The sequence below is a fragment of the Paraburkholderia sp. FW306-2-2C-D06C genome (assembly GCF_058781505.1).
The window spans coordinates 96,552-115,186 of sequence record NZ_JBYSWU010000015.1 but is presented as its reverse complement, the minus strand read 5'-3'; the positions used below and the strand labels follow the sequence as shown (position 1 = coordinate 115,186).

General features: G+C 64.1%; 17 protein-coding genes. 9 read left to right on the top strand and 8 right to left on the bottom strand.

Annotation, left to right across the window (positions count from 1 at the left end):
* Positions 1-4: 4 nt before the first annotated feature.
* On the bottom strand, positions 5-778 hold the full coding sequence (locus AC3WLT_RS14310; protein ID WP_492592366.1) for a GntR family transcriptional regulator: 774 nt from the start codon (positions 776-778) through the stop codon (positions 5-7).
* Positions 779-966: 188 nt separating this feature from the next.
* Here AC3WLT_RS14310 and AC3WLT_RS14305 point away from each other — a divergent pair, with 188 nt between their 5' ends.
* A complete protein-coding gene (locus AC3WLT_RS14305) occupies positions 967-2,265 on the top strand; it encodes an MFS transporter (protein WP_492592365.1) in 1,299 nt (432 codons plus the stop codon).
* Positions 2,266-2,302: 37 nt separating this feature from the next.
* Here AC3WLT_RS14305 and AC3WLT_RS14300 read toward each other — a convergent pair whose 3' ends face one another.
* Complete coding sequence (locus tag AC3WLT_RS14300) at positions 2,303-3,223, bottom strand: DMT family transporter (protein ID WP_492592364.1); 921 nt, start codon at positions 3,221-3,223, stop codon at positions 2,303-2,305.
* A 101-nt stretch (positions 3,224-3,324) separates the two neighbouring features.
* Between AC3WLT_RS14300 and AC3WLT_RS14295 the strand changes: the two genes are divergently transcribed.
* Positions 3,325-4,218, top strand: a complete 894-nt coding sequence (locus AC3WLT_RS14295; RefSeq protein WP_492592363.1) for a LysR substrate-binding domain-containing protein — start codon at positions 3,325-3,327, stop codon at positions 4,216-4,218.
* Positions 4,219-4,227: 9 nt separating this feature from the next.
* On the opposite strand, the gene AC3WLT_RS14290 is transcribed toward AC3WLT_RS14295, so the two are convergent.
* The 6 genes from AC3WLT_RS14290 to AC3WLT_RS14265 all read right to left on the bottom strand — a co-directional run bounded on the left by AC3WLT_RS14290 (position 4,228) and on the right by AC3WLT_RS14265 (position 12,274).
* On the bottom strand, positions 4,228-5,286 hold the full coding sequence (locus AC3WLT_RS14290) for an ABC transporter ATP-binding protein (RefSeq protein ID WP_492592362.1): 1,059 nt from the start codon (positions 5,284-5,286) through the stop codon (positions 4,228-4,230).
* Positions 5,287-5,326: 40 nt separating this feature from the next.
* Positions 5,327-6,931 carry an ABC transporter permease gene (locus tag AC3WLT_RS14285; protein WP_492592361.1) on the bottom strand — a complete coding sequence of 535 codons (1,605 nt, stop codon included), beginning with the start codon at positions 6,929-6,931 and terminating at the stop codon, positions 5,327-5,329.
* Positions 6,932-7,963 carry an iron ABC transporter substrate-binding protein gene (locus AC3WLT_RS14280; protein WP_492592395.1) on the bottom strand — a complete coding sequence of 344 codons (1,032 nt, stop codon included), beginning with the start codon at positions 7,961-7,963 and terminating at the stop codon, positions 6,932-6,934.
* Between the two features lie 77 nt (positions 7,964-8,040).
* The gene (gene efeB / locus AC3WLT_RS14275) at positions 8,041-9,333 is read right to left on the bottom strand and encodes an iron uptake transporter deferrochelatase/peroxidase subunit (RefSeq protein ID WP_492592360.1); all 1,293 of its coding nucleotides are present in this window, start codon (positions 9,331-9,333) and stop codon (positions 8,041-8,043) included.
* Between the two features lie 139 nt (positions 9,334-9,472).
* Positions 9,473-10,636 carry an NHL repeat-containing protein gene (locus tag AC3WLT_RS14270; protein ID WP_492592359.1) on the bottom strand — a complete coding sequence of 388 codons (1,164 nt, stop codon included), beginning with the start codon at positions 10,634-10,636 and terminating at the stop codon, positions 9,473-9,475.
* 114 nt (positions 10,637-10,750) lie between these two features.
* On the bottom strand, positions 10,751-12,274 hold the full coding sequence (locus AC3WLT_RS14265; protein ID WP_492592358.1) for a carbohydrate porin: 1,524 nt from the start codon (positions 12,272-12,274) through the stop codon (positions 10,751-10,753).
* A gap of 333 nt (positions 12,275-12,607) precedes the next feature.
* Here AC3WLT_RS14265 and AC3WLT_RS14260 point away from each other — a divergent pair, with 333 nt between their 5' ends.
* From AC3WLT_RS14260 to AC3WLT_RS14230, 7 genes are all read left to right on the top strand, one after another.
* Positions 12,608-13,294, top strand: coding sequence for a hypothetical protein (locus AC3WLT_RS14260; RefSeq protein WP_492592357.1), 687 nt, complete (start codon positions 12,608-12,610; stop codon positions 13,292-13,294).
* A 216-nt stretch (positions 13,295-13,510) separates the two neighbouring features.
* Positions 13,511-14,365, top strand: coding sequence for an arylamine N-acetyltransferase family protein (locus AC3WLT_RS14255; protein WP_492592356.1), 855 nt, complete (start codon positions 13,511-13,513; stop codon positions 14,363-14,365).
* A gap of 4 nt (positions 14,366-14,369) precedes the next feature.
* Complete coding sequence (locus tag AC3WLT_RS14250) at positions 14,370-15,050, top strand: methyltransferase family protein (RefSeq protein ID WP_492592355.1); 681 nt, start codon at positions 14,370-14,372, stop codon at positions 15,048-15,050.
* Positions 15,051-15,376: 326 nt separating this feature from the next.
* Positions 15,377-16,201, top strand: coding sequence for a transporter substrate-binding domain-containing protein (locus AC3WLT_RS14245; protein WP_492592394.1), 825 nt, complete (start codon positions 15,377-15,379; stop codon positions 16,199-16,201).
* 91 nt (positions 16,202-16,292) lie between these two features.
* A complete protein-coding gene (locus AC3WLT_RS14240) occupies positions 16,293-17,015 on the top strand; it encodes an ABC transporter permease (RefSeq protein WP_492592354.1) in 723 nt (240 codons plus the stop codon).
* A 15-nt stretch (positions 17,016-17,030) separates the two neighbouring features.
* Entirely contained in the window at positions 17,031-17,786 is a 756-nt protein-coding gene (locus AC3WLT_RS14235) for an ABC transporter permease (protein ID WP_492592353.1), read from the top strand.
* Positions 17,787-17,821: 35 nt separating this feature from the next.
* Positions 17,822-18,625: an ABC transporter ATP-binding protein gene (locus AC3WLT_RS14230; protein ID WP_492592352.1), complete on the top strand. Its 804-nt coding sequence runs from the start codon at positions 17,822-17,824 to the stop codon at positions 18,623-18,625.
* The last annotated feature ends 10 nt before the right edge of the window (positions 18,626-18,635 follow it).

Sequence of the window (18,635 nt, the reverse complement as noted above, 5' to 3'; positions counted from 1 at the left end):
GGATTCAGCTCCCGGTGGTGGTGCGCGTGCGTCTGCCGCGCGGCTTGGGTTGATTCGCTAGCGCGACTTCCGCCTGCGCGCGTTCGGTCAGAAAGCGGTAGAGCAGGTCGCCGGTGCCGAGCAGATGCGCGACGACCAGCGCTTGCGCAGCGGGAACATCGCGACGCCGTACCGCATCGAGCAAGGCGGCGTGTTCTTCGTCGGATTCGCCCTTGTACGACGGCAGCCCGAACTTCAGCCGCAGATACCGTTCACCGCGCCGATGCAAGGCGCCGATCATGTCCTCGAGTTGCGGACGGGCAGCGGGCGCGTACAGGCTCATGTGAAACGCGGCATTGCGCGCGACGTACCGCGACGGATCGGCTTCACGTTCGGCCGCGCGGCACAGGTCGACGGATGCGCTCAGCGTGGCGGCAGTGTGATTCGGAATCGCGAGACCGATGGCGAGGCTCTCCAGTGCGGACCGGATCTCGTAGATCTCGCGTGCTTCATCCGCCGACAACGGCGCGACAGTGGCGCCTTTATGCACGGCCGCCTTCGCCCAGCCTTCGCTTTCCAGCTGGCGCAGCGCTTCGCGTACAGGAATGGCGCTGACGGAGAAATGCCGCGCAATGGCGTCTTGCCGCAGCGGCGCGCCAGGCGCCAGCGTGCCGTCGACAATCGCCGCGCGCAGCGCCTCCGCAATGACGCGGGACGTGCTTTCGCGCGGCGCCGCCGCGGGTAGAAGCGGCGTGCGCGCCGGGGCGTCCAGGGGAAAACCATCTGTTGCGTCGCTCATAAGATTAAATATTATATATAAAAAGACGCGTTTTGCAGGCGGGCAAACCCGGAATGTTTTCCATCGGGCGGTCGCCGGCGATGTCCCTCGCCATGGTTGCAACGGGGCAATTCAACTCCATCACAAGCGCGCCATCCCGTCGTTTCCAATACGTAACGTACGCCAACTTGTAGGGCCGGAGGAGCATGATGAATTCACTGACCGACCGCACGCCGGTTGCACGGCGTCGCACGCCGCTCAATCGTTCGCAAATTGTAGGTTTTTGGGGAGCATGGGCCGGCTGGACGCTCGACGGGATGGATTCGTTCATCTACGCGCTCGTTCTGACGCCGGCCTTGACCGAACTGCTGCCGCGCTCCGGCTATGCGGCGACGCCTGCGAACGTCGGCCTTGCCGGTTCGATTCTGTTCGCGCTGTTTCTGGTCGGGTGGGGGTTGTCGTTCATCTGGGGCCCGCTCGCCGACCGCTTTGGGCGCACCAGGGTGCTGGCCGGCACGATCTTCACGTTCGCCATTTTTACGGGGCTTGCGGCGACGTCGCACAACGTGTGGGAGCTCGGCATCTACCGCTTCATTGCCGGCGTCGGCATTGGCGGCGAGTGGGCGTTGGCGGGCACTTATGTGGCTGAGTCGTGGCCGGAAGATCGCCGCAAGATGGGGGCAGGCTATCTGCAAACGGGCTACTACGCGGGCTTTTTTCTGGCCGCCGCGCTCAATTACACGATCGGCGTGCATTACGGCTGGCGCGCGATGTTCCTGACCGGCGCGGTGCCGGTGGTGGTCGCGATTCTGATCCTGCTGCGCGTGAAAGAGTCGGAGAAGTGGCAGGAGGCCGAAGCGCGCGCCGGGCGCGCCAAACCGCTGCACGAGATTCTCGGGCCGGCGTATCGGCGCCGCACGTGGGTTGCGTGCATTCTGCTGACGATCGCGATTATCGGCTTGTGGGCGGGCGCGGTGTACGAACCGTCCGCGGTGATTCAGCTAGCGACGCGCGCCGGCATGGCCAGGAACGATGCGATGAGAACGGCGTCGCTTGCCACCGGCTTGCTGTCGATCGCGACGATTCTCGGCTGTCTCACCTTGCCGTTGCTCGCCGAACGCTTCGGCCGCAAGAAGACGCTGGCGATTTACTTCACGGGGATGGCGGTGTCGATCGTCGGCAGTTTCGGCTGGGCGTTCTATCTGCCCAATGGACTCGCGCCGTTTATCGCGTGGCTCGTCGTACTCGGCTTTTTCGGCGGTAATTTCGCGCTGTTCAGCTTGTGGCTGCCGGAGCAGTTCGAGACCCGCGTGCGGGCGACGGCGTTCGCGTTCTGTACATCGTTCGGACGGTTTGTCGGCGCGGGCGTCAACTTTTTGCTCGGCGCGGCCGTGCTGCATATGCATACGCTCGGCGTGCCGGTGGCGTTGACGGCGTTGGCGTTTGTCGTCGGCCTGTTGGTGATTCCGTTTGCGCCGGAGACGATGGGGGAGGCGTTGCCGCAGTGAGGTTGGCCGGTTGACCGTTTGGCCGGGTGGCTGAACCTCAATCGGCGTGACGCCGCGCCCGTCCACCAAGCCGCCACATCGAAAGCAGCGGCCAGCCGAGATTGACACCCAGACTCGCGACCACGATCAGCGCCATGCCCGCGAGTTGCGGCAGCGACAGCGCCCGTCCGTACACAACCGCATCGACAACGATCGCCGTCAACGGATAGACGAACAGCAACACGGCGATGACGGGCGTCGTCAGCTTGGGTAGCGCGCCGTAGATCAGCACATACGACAATCCTGTGTGCAACACGCCCATGCCGACCAGCCAGAACCACTGCATCGGCCCGATATGCACGGCGCCGAGCGGTGCGATGAACGGCAGGCACACCACGCCCACGAAGCATTGCGCGAGCGTCAGCAAGTGCGGCCGCAAATTGCCGAGCCCTTTGGCGATCAGCGTGACGCTCGCGTACAGCACCGAGCCCGCCAACGCTTCGCCGATGCCGATCAGATAGCTCGCGTGGCCCTGCAGATTGCCGGTGGCCGCGACGCCCGACGCGAGCACGAGCCCGACGAACGCAGTCGCGATCCAGCCGAGCCGGTCCATGCCGAGCCGTTCGTTGAAGAGCGCAGCGCCGATCAGCACGACCCAGAAAGGCTGCACATGAAACACCACGGTCGCGACGGCGATGCTGGTGCGATGAATCGCATCGAAGAAACCGACCCACTGCGTGACCATCAACAGGCCTGAGATCAGCGCCAGCACGACGGTGCGCCGCGTGAAGTGCTGGCGCGTGAAAAAACCCTTCCATGCGCAATAGGCCGCGAGCGCAAGAAAACCGAACAGGCAGCGAAAGAACACCAGAGAGAGCGCGTCGAGCCGCGCTTCCTCGACGAACACGCCGAGCGTGCCCATCAACAGCCCGCCACCGGCCAGCGTGATGGCGCCTTGTTGACGTTGGGTGAGGGACATGCGAAGCGGCTCCGTGACAGTGAGTCCCAAGTATTGCGTGGCTTGCATGGCACCGGCAAACGAATTAAATTGAGAAATTCCATAAGCCGGATTGATAAATCATGCACCCCGAATTCGACGTCGATTTGCTGCGCACCTTCGTCGCGGTGGTGGAGGCGGGCAGCTTCACGAAGGCGTCAGTCACCGTTCACCGCTCGCAGGCGGCGGTCAGCATGCAGATCAAGCGGCTCGAAACCATGCTCGGCACCACGCTGTTCGCCCGCAACACGCGCAATCTCTCGCTTACGCGGCCCGGCAATACGCTGCTCGTGTACGCGCGGCAAGTGCTGGCTTTGCATGAGGAAGCGTGGTCGGCGATCGTGCGGCCCGAAGTGACCGGGCGGGTGGTGCTCGGCGCACCGGACGACTACGTATCGTCGTTGCTGTCGCCGGTATTGCGGCGCTTTTCGAATCTGTATCCGCACGTGGAGATCGAGATCGTCTGCGCGCAGAGCACGTCGCTTGCGCCGATGCTGGCCGATAACAAGATCGATCTCGCCTTCGCCACGCGCGACCGCAAGTTGCGCGGCGAATTCGTGCGCAGCGAGCCGATGGTGTGGGTGGGGGCTTCTGTGGATACGCCGGTGCTGGCGGCGTCGCCGTTGCCGGTGGGACTCTACGAGCCGGGTTGCGTCGCGCGCCAGCATACGCTGGCCGCACTGGACGGCGCGCGGATCCGTTATCGGGCCGCGTTCAGCAGCGCAAGCCTGATGGGTCTCGTGGCGACGGTGGATGCAGGATTGTCGGTGATTGCGCTGACGCGTTGCAGCGTGCCGTCGCGGCTGGCGATTCTCGGCGAAGCGCAAGGTTTGCCGAAAATCGCGCCGCTGGAAATCGTGGTGGCGCGCAGCGCCAAATCGGACCGGCCCACGTGCGACTATCTGGCCGCGCAGATGGTGCAGGACTTGTCGCTGCGTCCGCAGACGCGCACTCAGGGTGCGGCGGCGTCCGCGTAACGGCGTCTGCTAATCGCGAGGATAGGCCGTCACATCGCCATCGACGGCGAGCCTGACATGCTCGCCCGGCCGCGGCGTCAGATAGCCCGGCACGCGAGCCCGCACCACGGTCCGCGCGGCCGACTGCAATTGCAGCGCGACACCCGCGTCCTGCCCCTGGAAGACTACGTCCTGCACGACGGCGTCATGCGCTGCCGTCCCATTCGCGATCGTTTCGTCCGCGCGCAGCAGACGGATCTGCTCGGGCCGCACCATCACGTCGACGGCGCCATTGCCCAGCGGCGCGCACAACGGCAAATCGCCCAGTTCGCACGTCACGCGATCCTGTTCGACCACACCCGGCAGCAGCACCGCTTCCCCGACAAACGACGCCAGTTCGCGCGTCACCGGCCGCCGGTACAACGTCTCCGGCGTCGCCTTCTGGATCAGCTTGCCTTGCCACAGCACGGCGACTTCATGGCCGAGCGACAACGCTTCCGATTGATCGTGCGTGACCAGCACGGCCGTCGCGCCGGTCGCGGCCAGCGCGCTCGCCACCGCTTGCCGCGTCTCGAGCCGCAAGGCCGCGTCGAGCGACGAGAACGGCTCGTCGAGCATCACCAGGGTGGGCGACGGCGCCAGCGCCCGGGCCAGCGCGACTCGCTGCTGCTGGCCGCCGGACAGTTGCTGCGGCGCGCGTTCGCCGAAGTTCGCCGGCAAGCCCACCAGTTCGAGCAATTCGGCCACGCGATGACGCGCGCGGCGTTGCGCACGCGGCAGGCCGAACACGATGTTGTCCGCCACGGAAAGATGCGGAAACAGCGCGCCTTCCTGAGGCACATAGCCGATGCGGCGCTGTTCGGACGGCACATGCAGGTTCTTGCCGGCCACGCGGCGGCCGTCGATTTCGACGCTGCCGCCGTCCGCGTGTTCGAAGCCGCACAACACGCGCAGCAAGGTGGTTTTGCCGCTGCCGGACGGCCCAAGCAGCGCGAGCAGCGTGCCGCGTTCGACGGACAGATCGATGCCGTGCAGCACCGGGTGGCCGTCGAAAGATTTTTGCAGTCCGCGGATATGAAGTTCGCTCATGAAAATCCGATGAATAAAACGCGCGGCCTCAGCGTTGCCGTCAACCGCGCTCGCCGAGCAGCGCCGATTTGCCGAGCAGCGCGAACAGCAGGCCGGAGGCGAACAGCGAAATGCCGGTCAGAAGCGCAGCATACGGCGCGGCGGCGGCGAACGCCATCGTCGATGTGTCGGCCCAGACTTGCGTCGCGAGCGTTTGGGTGTCGAGGGGCGACAGCAGCAGCGTCGCGTTGAGTTCGGTGACGACCGAGATGAACACCATCGCCGCCGCCGCGCCGAGTCCCGGGCCGGCAAGCGGCAACAGCACGCGGAACACGGTCTGCGACCAGCTGAGGCCGAGCGCGCGAGCCGTCTCTTCAAGGCGAGGTTGCGCCTGCATGAAGGCGGCGCGCACGCTCACCAGCGCGACCGGCATAAACAGCATTGCATACGCGATCACCAGCAGCGTCGCGCTCTGATAAAGCGGTTGCAGCGCGTGCACCGCGAGCGACACGATCGCCAGTGCGATCACCAGACCCGGAATGCCTTGCGCAAGAAATACCGTGCGCTCGAACAGCATCGCGAAACGCGTCGGATAGCGCACCAGCAGGAACGCGAGCGGCACGACCAGCAGCGTGGTGAGCGCGGCGGCGGCGAGGCCGAAACCGAGCGACGAAATCGTCGCGTTGAACAGCAGTTCGGGCGACACGTCAGCCGGCGTGACGGCGGCAGCGCCCGGCTGCGTGAGCCAATAGCCGATCATGCCGAGCGGTACGCCGAGCGTCGCGATCGCCAGCGCGGCGAAACCGGCCGCTACGACCCAGCGCCATGCGCCGAGGTCGTAGCGCAACACCGCGCGCCGCGTGCCGCGGTCGACGCGTTCATAGCGCGCCGCGCCGCGTACGCGGAACTCGAACGCCAGCACGACGAGGCAGATCACGATCAGCAGACAGGCGAGCAGCGAGGCGCCGCCGCCGTCGAAACTGGTGCGGTAGTCCGCGTAGATTTGCGTCGTGAAGGTGCGAAAACGCAGCAGCGTGAACGCGCCGAATTCGGACAGCACGCCGAGCGCGACCAGCAACATGCCGCCGAGCAGCGCCGGGCGCAATTGCGGCAGCACCACGCGGACGAACGTGGCCCAGCGGTTGCAGCCGAGGGCGCGCGCGCTTTCTTCGAGCGCCGGGTCCATGCCGCGCAACGCGGCGGCCACCGGCAGATAGACGAGGGGGAAATAGGCGGACGTCAGCACCAGCAACGCGCCCGCGAAGTCCTGCAAATCGAGACTCAACGACACCCACGCATAGCTCGAGATGAAAGCCGGCATCGCCAGCGGCGCGGCGCTGAGCACGGCCCACACGCGGCGCCCGGGCAAATGCGTGCGTTCGACGAACCATGCGGCCGCCGTGCCGATCACCGCCGACGCCAGTGTGGTCGATACGGCGATCAGCAGCGTGTTGACCAGCAGTTCACCCACCAGGGGCCGGAATATCAGTTCGACCGCTTCGCCGATGCCGAAGCTCGCCGCCCGCCAGAAGGTAAACGCAATCGGCAGCAACACCAGCAAAGCGCTGAGTGCTGCTGCCGCGAACAGACCGCGCGGCGCGCGCGAACGGGCGCGCCCCGGGGCGGGGGGCACAGCCGGTGGAGCGGCTGACACGGCATCGCTCATTTACAGCAAACCTGCCTGACGCAGCAGCTTGCCGGCCTGGCTGTCGTCGCCGAGTTGCTGGATCGTCAGCGATGGCGGGTTCAGCTCGGCGAACGGTTTGAGGATCGGGTCCGGTGCCACGCCGGCGTGCAGCGGATATTCGAACATGACATGGCTGTTCGCCATCAACTGCTGTGCGCGTTCGCTGACCAGATACGCGAGGAATTTCTGCGCGCCGTCCGCGTTGTGAGCGGACTTCAGCACCGCTGCGCCCGATACGTTCACCAGTGCGCCGATGTCGCCTTTGCCGAAGTGATGGATCGCGCTGCGGGTCTTCGCGTCGCCGAGTTCCGCGTGCAGGCGGTCCCAGTAGTAGTTGTTGATCACGCCGGTGGCCACGCCGCCGCGATTGACGGCGGCGACCACGCCTTCTTCGTCGTCGAAAATCTGCGCGTTGGCTTTCAGGCCCTTCAGCCATTGCACGGTTTGCGCTTCGCCTTTCGACGCGAGCACGGCGCTCACGAGCGGCAGGAAGTCGGCGTCGCTCGGGGCAATGCCGACCTTGCCTTTCCATTCCGGCTTGGCCAGGTCGAACAGCGATTGCGGCAGCTGCGATGCCTGCAGCCTGGTCGTGTTGTAGGCCAGCACGCTTTCACGCGCGGTCACGCCGACCCACACGCCGGTCGGCGAGTTGAAACGCGCCGGCACCGTGGCGAGGGTCGAGCCGTCCACCTTGTTCAGGAGACCTTTCTCTTCGAGCAGCGTCAGCTCGGGCGAGTTTTCCGTGAAGTACACGTCGGCGGGCGTGGCTGCGCCTTCCGCGACGAGCTGCGCGGCCATCGCCGGGCCTTCGCCGTTGCGGATCTTCACCGAAATGCCCGACTGTTTTTCGAAGTCCTTGGCGAGCTGATTGACCACCTGCTCGTGCTGCGCGTTGTACAGCGTGATCGACGCGGCGTGAGCCGCCGTCGGTGCGGTGCCGAGCGCGGCCAGCGTGAGCGCGGCGGCGCTGCTGAGGAGGCGCAGGCGGGTGCCAAACCAGGAGTGAGCCATGCAGGAATGAGCCATGATCCTAAAGTCCGTTGATGATGTTGCAGTTGATCGGTGTTTTGCTTGCTGCGCGGCTTGCATTACGTCTCGAACAGCCCCGCGCCGATATACGAACCCGGCTTCGCGCCCGGCGGCACGGCGAAAACCGCGCTGCCGACGTGCGTCGTGAACTGGTTCATCATGTCGAATTTCGCGAGCTTGTCGTTGATCGGAATGAAGCCGGTGCGCGGGTCGCTCTGGTGAGCGACGAAGATAAGACCCGCGTCGTACTCGGTTTCCTGGCGCCATGGCGGCCAGCGCTCGATGTAGAAGTTCGTGCCTTCGTTGTACGAGTACGAGCGGCGCAGAATCTGCGCGCCGTTGTTGCTCGCCTGATTCGACAGACGCACGTGCGAGTTTTCCGGAATCACCGGATTGCCGTCCTTGTCCACTTCCTTGAGATCCACGGGATCGGTCTCGTTCTTCTTGCCGATCGGCGCGCCGCTGTACTTGTGGCGGCCGAACACCTGTTCCTGGAAACCCAGCTCGGTGTTGTCCCAGTGTTCGAGCGTGATGCGGATCCGGCGCACCACCGTATAGGTGCCGCCCTCCATCCACGGTGCGTCGGCGGCGCCGGCCCAGACGAACTCGTTCATCAACTGCGGCTTGGCGGTCGACGGATTGTTGGTGCCGTCCTTGAAGCCCATCAGGTTGCGCGGCGTTTGACCGCGCGGACCGGACAGGAAGCCGGACTGGCCCCAGCGCATCGTCGCGACGCCGTAGCCGAGGCGCGCGAGTTGCCGGACGGCATGGAAAGCCACTTGCTGATCGTTCGCGCAGGCCTGGATGAACAGATCGCCGCCGGTTTTCTCGGCGATCAGCTGGTCGCCGTTGAAGCGCGGCAGATCGACGAGCGCGGCAGGGCGGCGCACGGCGAGGCCGTAGCGGTCCTTGCCCTCGTGCGTGAAGAGGCCGGGGCCGAAGCCGAACGTGATCGTCAGACCGCATGGGCCGAGACCGAGCACATCGCCGGAATCGGGTGCGGGTTTGTCGTCGCCCGGCGGCAGCAGCGCGGCGGTGCTGCCTTGCGTCAGGCGCGCGGCGGCCTCGGTCCACGCGCGCAGCAGCGCGATCACGTCGTCGCGCTTGTCGGTCGTCAGATCGAGTGCGGCAACGTAGGTGTGACTCTGCTGCGGCGTGACGATGCCGCCTTGATGCGCGCCATAAAACGGCTCGACCGCCATGTGCGGATCGGCATTGTGCGCGGGCGTCTTGCCGAGCGCGGCCTGGGGTGTGCCCAGACCCGCGCCGAGGCTCGCGCCGGCCGCTACCGCCGCGCCGCCCGCCTTGAGAAAGCCGCGCCTTGTGGGGCGCGACGGATGATCGTTTGCCATGGTTACTTCGCCTTCATTTGGCCTTGGGTATTGCCGGGTTGGCGTTGCTTACTTGTGTTGCCTATTTGCGTTGCTTATCCGCGTCGCGTATTTGTGTCACGTATTTGTGTCACGTATTTGCGTCACGTATAGGCGTCGCTTACTTCGCCAGCACCAGTGTGTTCACGTCGTCCTGCACGTAGTAAAAGCCGTCGCCTTCCGGCGTCATCGCGATGCCGAACAGGTCGCCGTTGCCCGGCGGCGATTGCGCCTTGTCTGTGTCGATCCAGCGGGCGTAAAGCTGCTTGCCGCTGGCCGGATCGATTTCGACGACCTGGCCGTTCAGCGCATTCGTGACCAGCAGGTGGCCGTTGGGCGCGGTGACCATCGCGAGCGGACGATGCAGCAGGCCGTCGGCGGTCAACTGGCGGCCGACGCCAGCGCTGGAGTCGCGCGTCATCGGCTCGTCGATTTCGGTGACGCGGTTGCCGATCGCATCGGACACGTAGAGCAGTTTCTGATCGGCCGACAGCGCGAGGCCGGTCGGACCGACGAGGAATACGCCTTTGTCCGCCTGCGCCCCGAAGCCGCTGCCCACCACGGTTTCCTTCTTCACGACCGGCGGCTTGCCGGCCGGCACGTCGAGGTCCAGGCGCAGCACGGTGGCCTGCTTGAACACCGGCGGATTGCCGTTCGCGCTGCCCACGCCGAAGCCGGCGTTACTGACGAACAGCGTCGCGCTGGTGCCGTGATCGACGACCGCCATGTTGCCCCACGGATCGTTGATGTTCGGGCTGACGATGGTCGAGGCGATCTTGCCTTGCGGGTCGATCACGATCAGACAGCCGGCGCCCTTGGTGCCGGTGGTGCCGTCGTTGCTCGGTGTGCTGCCGACGATCACGTAGCCGGACTTCAGCATCGTCATCGCGGTCGAGAGGCCGATGCCGCCCGGGCATTCCTTCAGATCGCGCGGCACGGTCGCGAACACCGTCATCTGCTTCGTGTCCGGGTGATAGTTGACGATCGTGCTGCCGGTGCCTTGCAGATTGGTCGAGTTGTTGAAGTTGCCGACCAGTACGTCGCCTTGCTTGACGGTGCCTGCCGTGACCGGCGCGACCACGACCGCGTACGGGTTCTGGTCGCCGTTTTCCGGCACGGTGTTGATCAGCGTGGTGTGGTGCTTGACGGTTTCGAGGAAACCTTGCGGCTCGGCGTGCGCGACGCCGGCCGTCGCGAATGCGGCGGTGCTGACGGTGGCGGCGATCAGGGTCCGCACGAAAGCCCGCGCGGCGCGCGGCGAAAACTGGCGCGTGGGATTGTTCATGAGTGGGCCTCCGTGCCTGCGCACAAAGCGGTGAATGCGGTCATGTTCGAAAGCATGATGGATTGGGAGCGTGCGAATTGGCGTGTGCAATGTGTGTAATGGGCGCTGACGGCGTCAGAACGTGATGTTAGTCCGCACGCCGATGACGAACGTGTTGCGCAGCGGCTGCGTCGGGTTGTTCGGGTTCTGGCCGGCGCCCGCGTTGAACGTGTATTGCGCGTCGGCTTGCAGCGTCCACCACGGGTTGACCTGATATTGATAGGTCGCTTCGAGTGCGGTTTCGCTGGTGCGCACGCCGTACGGGCCGCCGCTGAATGCCAGGTTATCCTGATCGAGTCCGTGCGCGTGGCTGCCGGCCTTGATGTACGTCAGCGCGAGGCCGGCGCTGTCATTGTCGCGGCCTTCGAACGGCGCCTTCAGCACGATGCCGAGGTTGGCCGCGACGCTCACCAGGTTGCGGTCGCCGGGCGCGCCCATCACACGGGCGAACACGCCGAGGCTGCGCGCTTCGTCCGGGTTCGGACGCCAGATCATCTGGTCGGCCACGGCGTAGAAGCTGTAGTCGCCGTGATGATTCGCGGCGATGCCGGTGCTGGCCGGATTCGCCAGCGACAAACCGGTGTTGTCGTAGCGCTGATCCGCGAAGCTGCCGTTGTTGTACCAGACGCCGATCTTGTAGGTGCCCGGCAAACCGCCGCGGCCCGCGCCGACCATTTCGCCGTCGGCAGGCTGGTTGATCGCGTACTGCAATTCGCCGATGAACAGCGTGCCGTTATGCAGGTTGAAGTTGGTGCCGCTCTTGTTGTTCGGGTTGTTGCCGAGCGGATCGCCGTCGAACACGCCCGCCAGCGCCGTCAACGAAGGCGTGATCTGGCCGCGCACGCGCACGCCGAGGGCCGACAGCGGATAAGCCGGACCGCCGTTGGGCATGTCGTAGGAAGGCAGGGCCGGCCAGCCGAACATCGTATTGACGAACAATGCCGAATACGTGCTGGTGATGAATTCCTGGTCGATGCTTTGCTGACCGATCTTGACGTCGACGCGCTTGTTCAGGAACGACTGCTGATACCACAGCTCCCACAGACGGGTCGTGTCCTGCGCTTCGATACCGCTCGCCGTATTCAGCGTGCCGAGTTTGTCCGCGCTCAGATTGCGGCCGTGGATTTGCAGCGCGCTGACGTTGAACTGGCCGCCCGGCAAGCCGAATGCTTTTTGCGTATCGACTTGTACGGTGGCGGTCGTCAGACCGTCGTAGGCGACGCCGCGATCGAGACCGCCGCGCACGTTGCCGAGAAGTTCGCTGGTTTCGGTCAGCGCGAAGGTCACGCCGTATTTGCCGAGCCAGGGACGCAGACCGCCCATATCGCCGAGCATCGTTTGGCGATTCCAGAAGCCGGTCCACTGACTCGTTTGGGTCGCCTTGATATTCAGGTCGGCTTCGGGCGCTTCCGGTGCGGCATCGGGATTGGCTTCGGCCATGGCCGCGCCGGCTGTCAACGAGGCCCATGCGAAAGCAGTGCAGAGGGCGGCGCGGCGCATCGAGGGCAGGCGCGAACGGCGCGCGGCGCGGCCGTACGGATTGGCATCCCGGAGCGAGCGCGCGTGAGCGGCGGCTCCGTTGGATTGGGCGAACTTCATCGAAATCCTTATTGTGTTGTATCGAATCTGATCATCGCGGCGTTAGATGAACGTGCCTGCGATTTGCCGCATCGGTTCGCGACGCCGGATGCAGCAGATGGCGAGATCGTACGCATGCGGAATGGGTGCGTCAATACAAATGAGAACGATTCGCATCAATATTACTGAGATGTAATTCCGATATTTACAGACTGCTGCTAAAAGGCATTTAAACGTAATTAAAATCGAATAAATACGTAATGCAATAGTATGGTTTTGGCCATATCGAACGCCTGGTGCAGAGGGGTGTCGAAGCGCACGAGTACCTCGGAAGGCCAATGTCAGGAGATAGATATGAACAAACGCATCCTTTTGCTTTCGTTGCTGGCTAGCGGTGGATTGCTGGCGAGTGGCGTATCGAACGCGCAGCTGAATCTGAAGCAGTTCGGCATAGGCGGCGGCAACAACAGTTCGGCGGATGCTGGCGCCACGGCGTCATCGGGTGGTGTGTCGCAGTTGCTGCAGACGTACGTCGGCGCGAACCAGCAGGTGTTGAGTGGCCAATCGAGTCTGGCCTCGGCGATGGGATTGAGCAGCGCCGCGGGTCAGGCGCAACAGGCGGCGGGATTGCTGAGTGACGGCACGCCGTCGGTGAGTCAACTGACGCAGGCGGGCAGCACGCAGCAGTCGCTATCGCAGACGCTGACCCAGGCATTCGTGAACCGCGCGAGCGGGGCGGCCCCGGCGACGCCGGTGAACAAGCAGGCGTTCACGGATGGTTTGGCGTCGCTGGGCAAGGGCGTGAGTCAGTATTCGAACTTGCAGTCGGGGCTGGGCGGGATTGGGCAGATGAACCCATCGTCGCTATTGCAGGCGGGGATGAATGCGCAGACAGCGCAGGCCGCGTCGTATATCGCGCAGTCCGCGCCGGGGCAGTTGCAATCGCTGATATCGACCTTGAGTTCCGCCGTCCAGTTTGCATCGAGCCACGGTATCAGTGTGCCGTCGATAGCGACGGCGGCGTTAGGGGGTGGGCAGTAACGCAGATCAATCGGCGGGGTTCGCCCGGCAGGGCGAGACCCCGCGAGAGGGATGGGGAAGGGCCGCTCGGCACGCGCGGCAACACCAATAAACCACTACGAAAACAAGGACAGGTCAACGCCGTAGGCAGACAACAAAAAAGCATATGATCATCCCCCTGAGCCGCACCGCAGAGGCAGAGCCCCCAAGCGCCCAGCGACAAAAAGGACGATACCAATGTCAGACACAGTAAATCTGGACACCTACTTCACCCGCATAGGCTACACAGGCCCGCGCGCGCCGACGCTGGAAGTGCTGCGAGAGCTTCACAAGCTTCACCCTCAATCGATTCCCTTCGAAAACCTGAATCCCTTGACGCGCAGACCGGTCAACCTGGACCTCGCATCAATAGAACAAAAGCTGATCACGCAAAACCGCGGCGGCTACTGCTTCGAACAAAACGCGCTATTCGCGAACGTGCTCAAGCAGTTAGGCTTCAAAGTCACGCCACTGCTAGGCCGAGTGCTATGGGGCCGCGAACCTGACGCAATACCGCCTCGCACGCACATGGTCCTACGCATCGAGATCGACAAGGACAAAAACAGCAACGAACCGTGGATCGCCGACGTAGGCTTCGGCAGCGTCACTCTGACAGCGCCCTTGCGCCTGACCCCAGGCATCGCGCAGCAGACTCAGCTAGGCGCCTTTCGCCTGGCCGACGCGTCGCACGACGCGCTCTACCTCGAAGTGCAAGCAGGAGACGAAACCTGGTCACGCATCTACCGCTTCGATCTGCATCCAGTGGAGTGGATCGACTATGAAACCTCGAACTGGTACACCTCGACCTCGCCGGATTCGATCTTCGCCAGCAACCTGATTGTTTGCCGCGTATTGGCGGAATCGCGACTGACGCTGCTCAACGATCAATTGAACGAACGCGCCGCGGACGGCCAGATCATCAGCGAGCGGCAACTCAAAAGCGCGGCCGAACTGGCCGCCTGCCTGCGCGATCAGTTCCGCCTGAACACTGGCGACATCGACATCGCCGACATATTCGCCAGGGTGCGCAAGCCCTCGGCGGCGGTCGCCTGACACGATGATCAAGCGCCTCGTCCTCCAAACGTTGATCTCGCTGGCCGGCATGGGCGTGTTGTTGTTCGGCGCGGCGGGCACGTTCGCGTGGCCGGCCGCCTGGTGGTATCTGATCGAGATCGGCGTACTGAGTTTGTGGGTCGGATTCTGGCTCGCGCGCCACGATCCCGGCTTGCTCGCCGAGCGTCTGGCGCCGCTCGTGCAGAAGCAACAAAGCCGTTGGGACCGCTTCTTCCTGATCGGCGTCATGCTGGTGTGGTGCGGCTGGCTGATCCTGATGGGACTCGACGCCATGCGCTTCCACTGGTCGGCGCCGCTGCCGGTGCCGCTGGCGAGCTTCGGTTCGCTTTGCGTGTTCCTCTGCATCTTCATGTGCCGTTTCGTGTTCCAGGCGAACAGCTATGCCGCGCCAGTCGTGAAAATTCAGGCAAGCCGTGGTCACAAAGTCGCCGACACTGGCCCTTACGCGTATGTCCGTCACCCGATGTATGCCGCCGCGCTGCTGTTCTTCATCGGCACGCCTTTGTTGCTTGGTTCGTGGTGGGGTTTCACTTGCGTGCCGGTCATGGTGATCGCGCTGGGCTGGCGCGCGGTGCGCGAAGAGCGCCTGCTGGCCGCGCAACTCGATGGCTACGCCGACTACATCACCCGCGTGCGCTACCGCTTCATACCGTTCGTCTGGTAGGCGCGCGGATGCGTTATCGCGACACGCATCCGGCCAGTTTGCACCAACCTGTCTAGACAAAATGCACTACGCTGATGCACGAAGCTGCGAGCGGTGCATGGCCTCCATCCTTTCAAAACTCCCGAAAAGCCCCATCCCGTGGGGATGACTAGGGGCTTACCCGATGATTCGAGTGATTTTCCGCCAATCCACTTGCGACGATTTTTTGACTCATGCAGACTTGTCTATACAAATTAAGCGGCAGTTAAAAAATCCGTCTCGGCGGTTTCCTCAATCAAAGGAGTTTCGACGTGAAGTTCAAGCGCACGACGTTAGCAAAAGCATTGATGGGCGCCGTCCTCGGCGCCGCGGCCATTTTCGCGGCACCGGTGCAGGCGAAAGACTGGAAGACGGTGACGATCGCACTGGAAGGCGGCTACGCGCCGTGGAACCTGACCTTGCCGGGCGGCAAGCTGGGCGGCTTCGAGCCCGATCTGGTCGCCAATCTGTGTGAGCGCATCAAGTTGAAGTGCAACCTCGTTGCGCAAGACTGGGACGGCATGATCCCCGGTCTGCAAGCCGGCAAGTTCGACGTCCTGATGGACGCGATCTCGATCACGCCCGAGCGCGAAAAGATCATCGCGTTCTCGAAGCCGTATGCGGCCACGCCCGCGACCTTCGCCGTGACTGACGCGAAAGTGCTGCCGAAGGCTGTGCCTACCGCCGGCGTCGTCAAGCTGACGGGCGATCCGAAAACCGATCAGCCCACCGTCGACGCTTTGCGCAAGCAGCTGAAGGGCAAGACCATCGGCATCCAGTCGGGCACGGTCTACACCAGGTTCATCAACGACGGCTTCAAGGACGTCGCCACGATCCGCGTCTACAAGACTTCGCCTGAGCGCGATCTGGACCTGGCGAACGGCCGCATCGACGCCTCGTTCGACGACGTGACCTACTACGCCGCCAGCATCGACAAGAAAGAAACTGCGTCGATCGTGATGGCCGGTCCGAAGATCGGCGGCCCGATCTGGGGCCCGGGCGAAGGCCTTGCGTTCCGCAAGCAGGACGCCGATCTGAAAGCGAAGTTCGACACGGCGATCAGCGCCGCGCTCGCCGACGGCACGGTCAAGAAACTCTCCGGCAAGTGGTTCAAGACCGACGTCACGCCTTGATTCGCCGTCGCGCATAGAGGTAAGGGCAGGTGCGCTGTCACGCTGCGCCTGCCGGCCGGTTCGATCCGTCGTAGTGAATGAGGGGTAGGGAATGGCTCTGATAGAGGTGCTCGGCTTCGGGCCGCAAGGCTGGGGCGGCGTGCTGCTGCTGGCAGCGTTGATGACGGTCGCGCTGACGCTGGCGGCGCTCGCGGTGGGCGCCGTATTCGGCGCGCTCGTCGCGGCGGCCAAGCTGTCGCGCTTTCGCACGCTGCGCGTCGTCGGCGATCTGTACACCACCGTGTTTCGCGGCGTGCCTGAACTGCTCGTCATCTATCTGTTCTACTTCGGCGGCTCGACGCTCGTGACGGCCGTCGGCCAATGGTTCGGCGCCGAGGGTTTTGTCGGCGTGCCGCCGTTCGTGATCGGCGCGCTCGCGGTCGGCATGATTTCCGGCGCGTATCAGGCCGAGGTGTACCGCTCGGCGGTGCTGGCGGTGTCGCGCGGCGAACTCGAAGCGGCGCGCTCGATCGGCATGCCGACGCTGACGATGGCGCGCCGCATCCTGATTCCGCAAGTGCTGCGCTTCGCGCTGCCCGGCATCGGCAACGTGTGGCAACTGAGCCTGAAAGACTCGGCGCTGATCTCCGTCACCGGTCTGGCCGAATTGCTGCGTGCGAGCCAGGTTGCGGCGGGTTCGACGCACCAGTACTTCACGTTCTTCGTGGTGGGCGGCACGCTGTATCTGCTGATGACTAGTATCTCGAACCGGGTCTTCAACCGCGCTGAAGCACGCGTGGGCCGGTCCTTCAAGCGCAACTTCGCGCGCAACTGACGAACCACGGACATCATGAATTTCGACTTCGATTTCCTGCTCGACACGCTGCGGCAACTGCTTGCGGCCGTGCCGACCACGCTCGGGCTGTTCTTCTGTTCGTTGATTCTCGGCGGCTTGCTCTCGCTCGTGATCGTCACGATGCGCGTGTCGCCGCACTGGCTGCCGAACCGTTTTGCGCGCGCCTACATTCTCGTTTTCCGCGGCTCGCCGCTTCTGATCCAGATGTTCCTCGTGTACTACGGGATGGGCCAGTTCGGCGTGATTCGCGAGAGCTTCCTGTGGCCGGTGCTGCGCGAGCCGTACCTGTGCGCGGTTTTATCGCTGGCGCTGTGCACGGCCGGATATACCGCTGAAATCATCCGCGGCGGCTTGATGGCCGTGCCGGTCGGCCAGATCGAAGCGGGTTATTCGATCGGCCTGTCGGGTTTCGCACTGCTGCGCCGCGTGATCGGCCCAATTGCACTGCGCCAATGTTTGCCCGCGTATTCGACAGAAGCGGTGCTGCTCGTCAAATCGACCGCGCTCGCGAGTCTGGTCACTGTGTGGGAAGTGACCGGCGTCGCGCAACAGATCATTCAGCAAACGTATCGCACGACTGAAGTGTTCATCTGCGCCGCGCTGATCTATCTGTTCCTGAACTTCATCATCGTGCGTTTGCTCGGCATGCTCGAAACGCGTCTGTCGCGCCATCTGCGCGCGGCGCCCACGCAAGCCGCACCGAGCCGCCCGGTTTCCGCCACTACCGAAGCACGCCGCGCCGCGCACTGAACGGCCGCCCATCCTGGATGAATCTGGAGAATCCCATGAACGCTGCGGCACCCGTTGCATTGTCGGTCAAGAACATTCATAAGTCGTTCGGCGACCATCACGTGCTCAAAGGCATTTCGCTCGACGCCCATCAAGGCGACGTGATCTCGATTCTCGGCGCGAGCGGCTCGGGCAAGAGCACGTTTCTGCGCTGCCTGAATCTGCTCGAAACGCCCGACGACGGCTCGGTCGCGCTGGCCGGCGAAGAGCTGAAAATGAAGCGCCGCGGCGACGGCAAGCTGCATCCGAGCGACCGCCGCCAGGTGGACCGGGTGCGCTCGCAACTCGGCATGGTGTTCCAGAACTTCAACCTGTGGTCGCATATGACCGTGCTGGAGAATCTGATCGAAGGGCCGATGCGCGTGCAAAAGCGCAGCCGCGCCGAAGCGGTTGAAGAAGCCGAAGCGCTGCTCGCGAAAGTGGGTCTCGCGGAAAAGCGCGGCCACTATCCGGCGCATCTGTCGGGCGGCCAGCAACAGCGTGTGGCGATCGCGCGTGCGCTCGCGATGCATCCGAAGGTGATGCTGTTCGACGAGCCGACGTCGGCACTCGATCCTGAACTGGTCGGCGAAGTGCTGCGCGTGATGCGCTCGCTCGCCGAAGAGGGCCGCACGATGCTGGTCGTCACGCACGAAATGGGCTTCGCGCGCCACGTGTCGAATCGCGTGTTGTTCCTGCATCAAGGCCGGGTGGAAGCAGACGGCACGCCTGACGAAGTGTTCGTCGAGTGCAAATCCGAGCGCTTCAGGCAATTCGTGTCGAGCCACCACGACCGCACCACTAACTCACTCACCACGTGACGGGCAATAT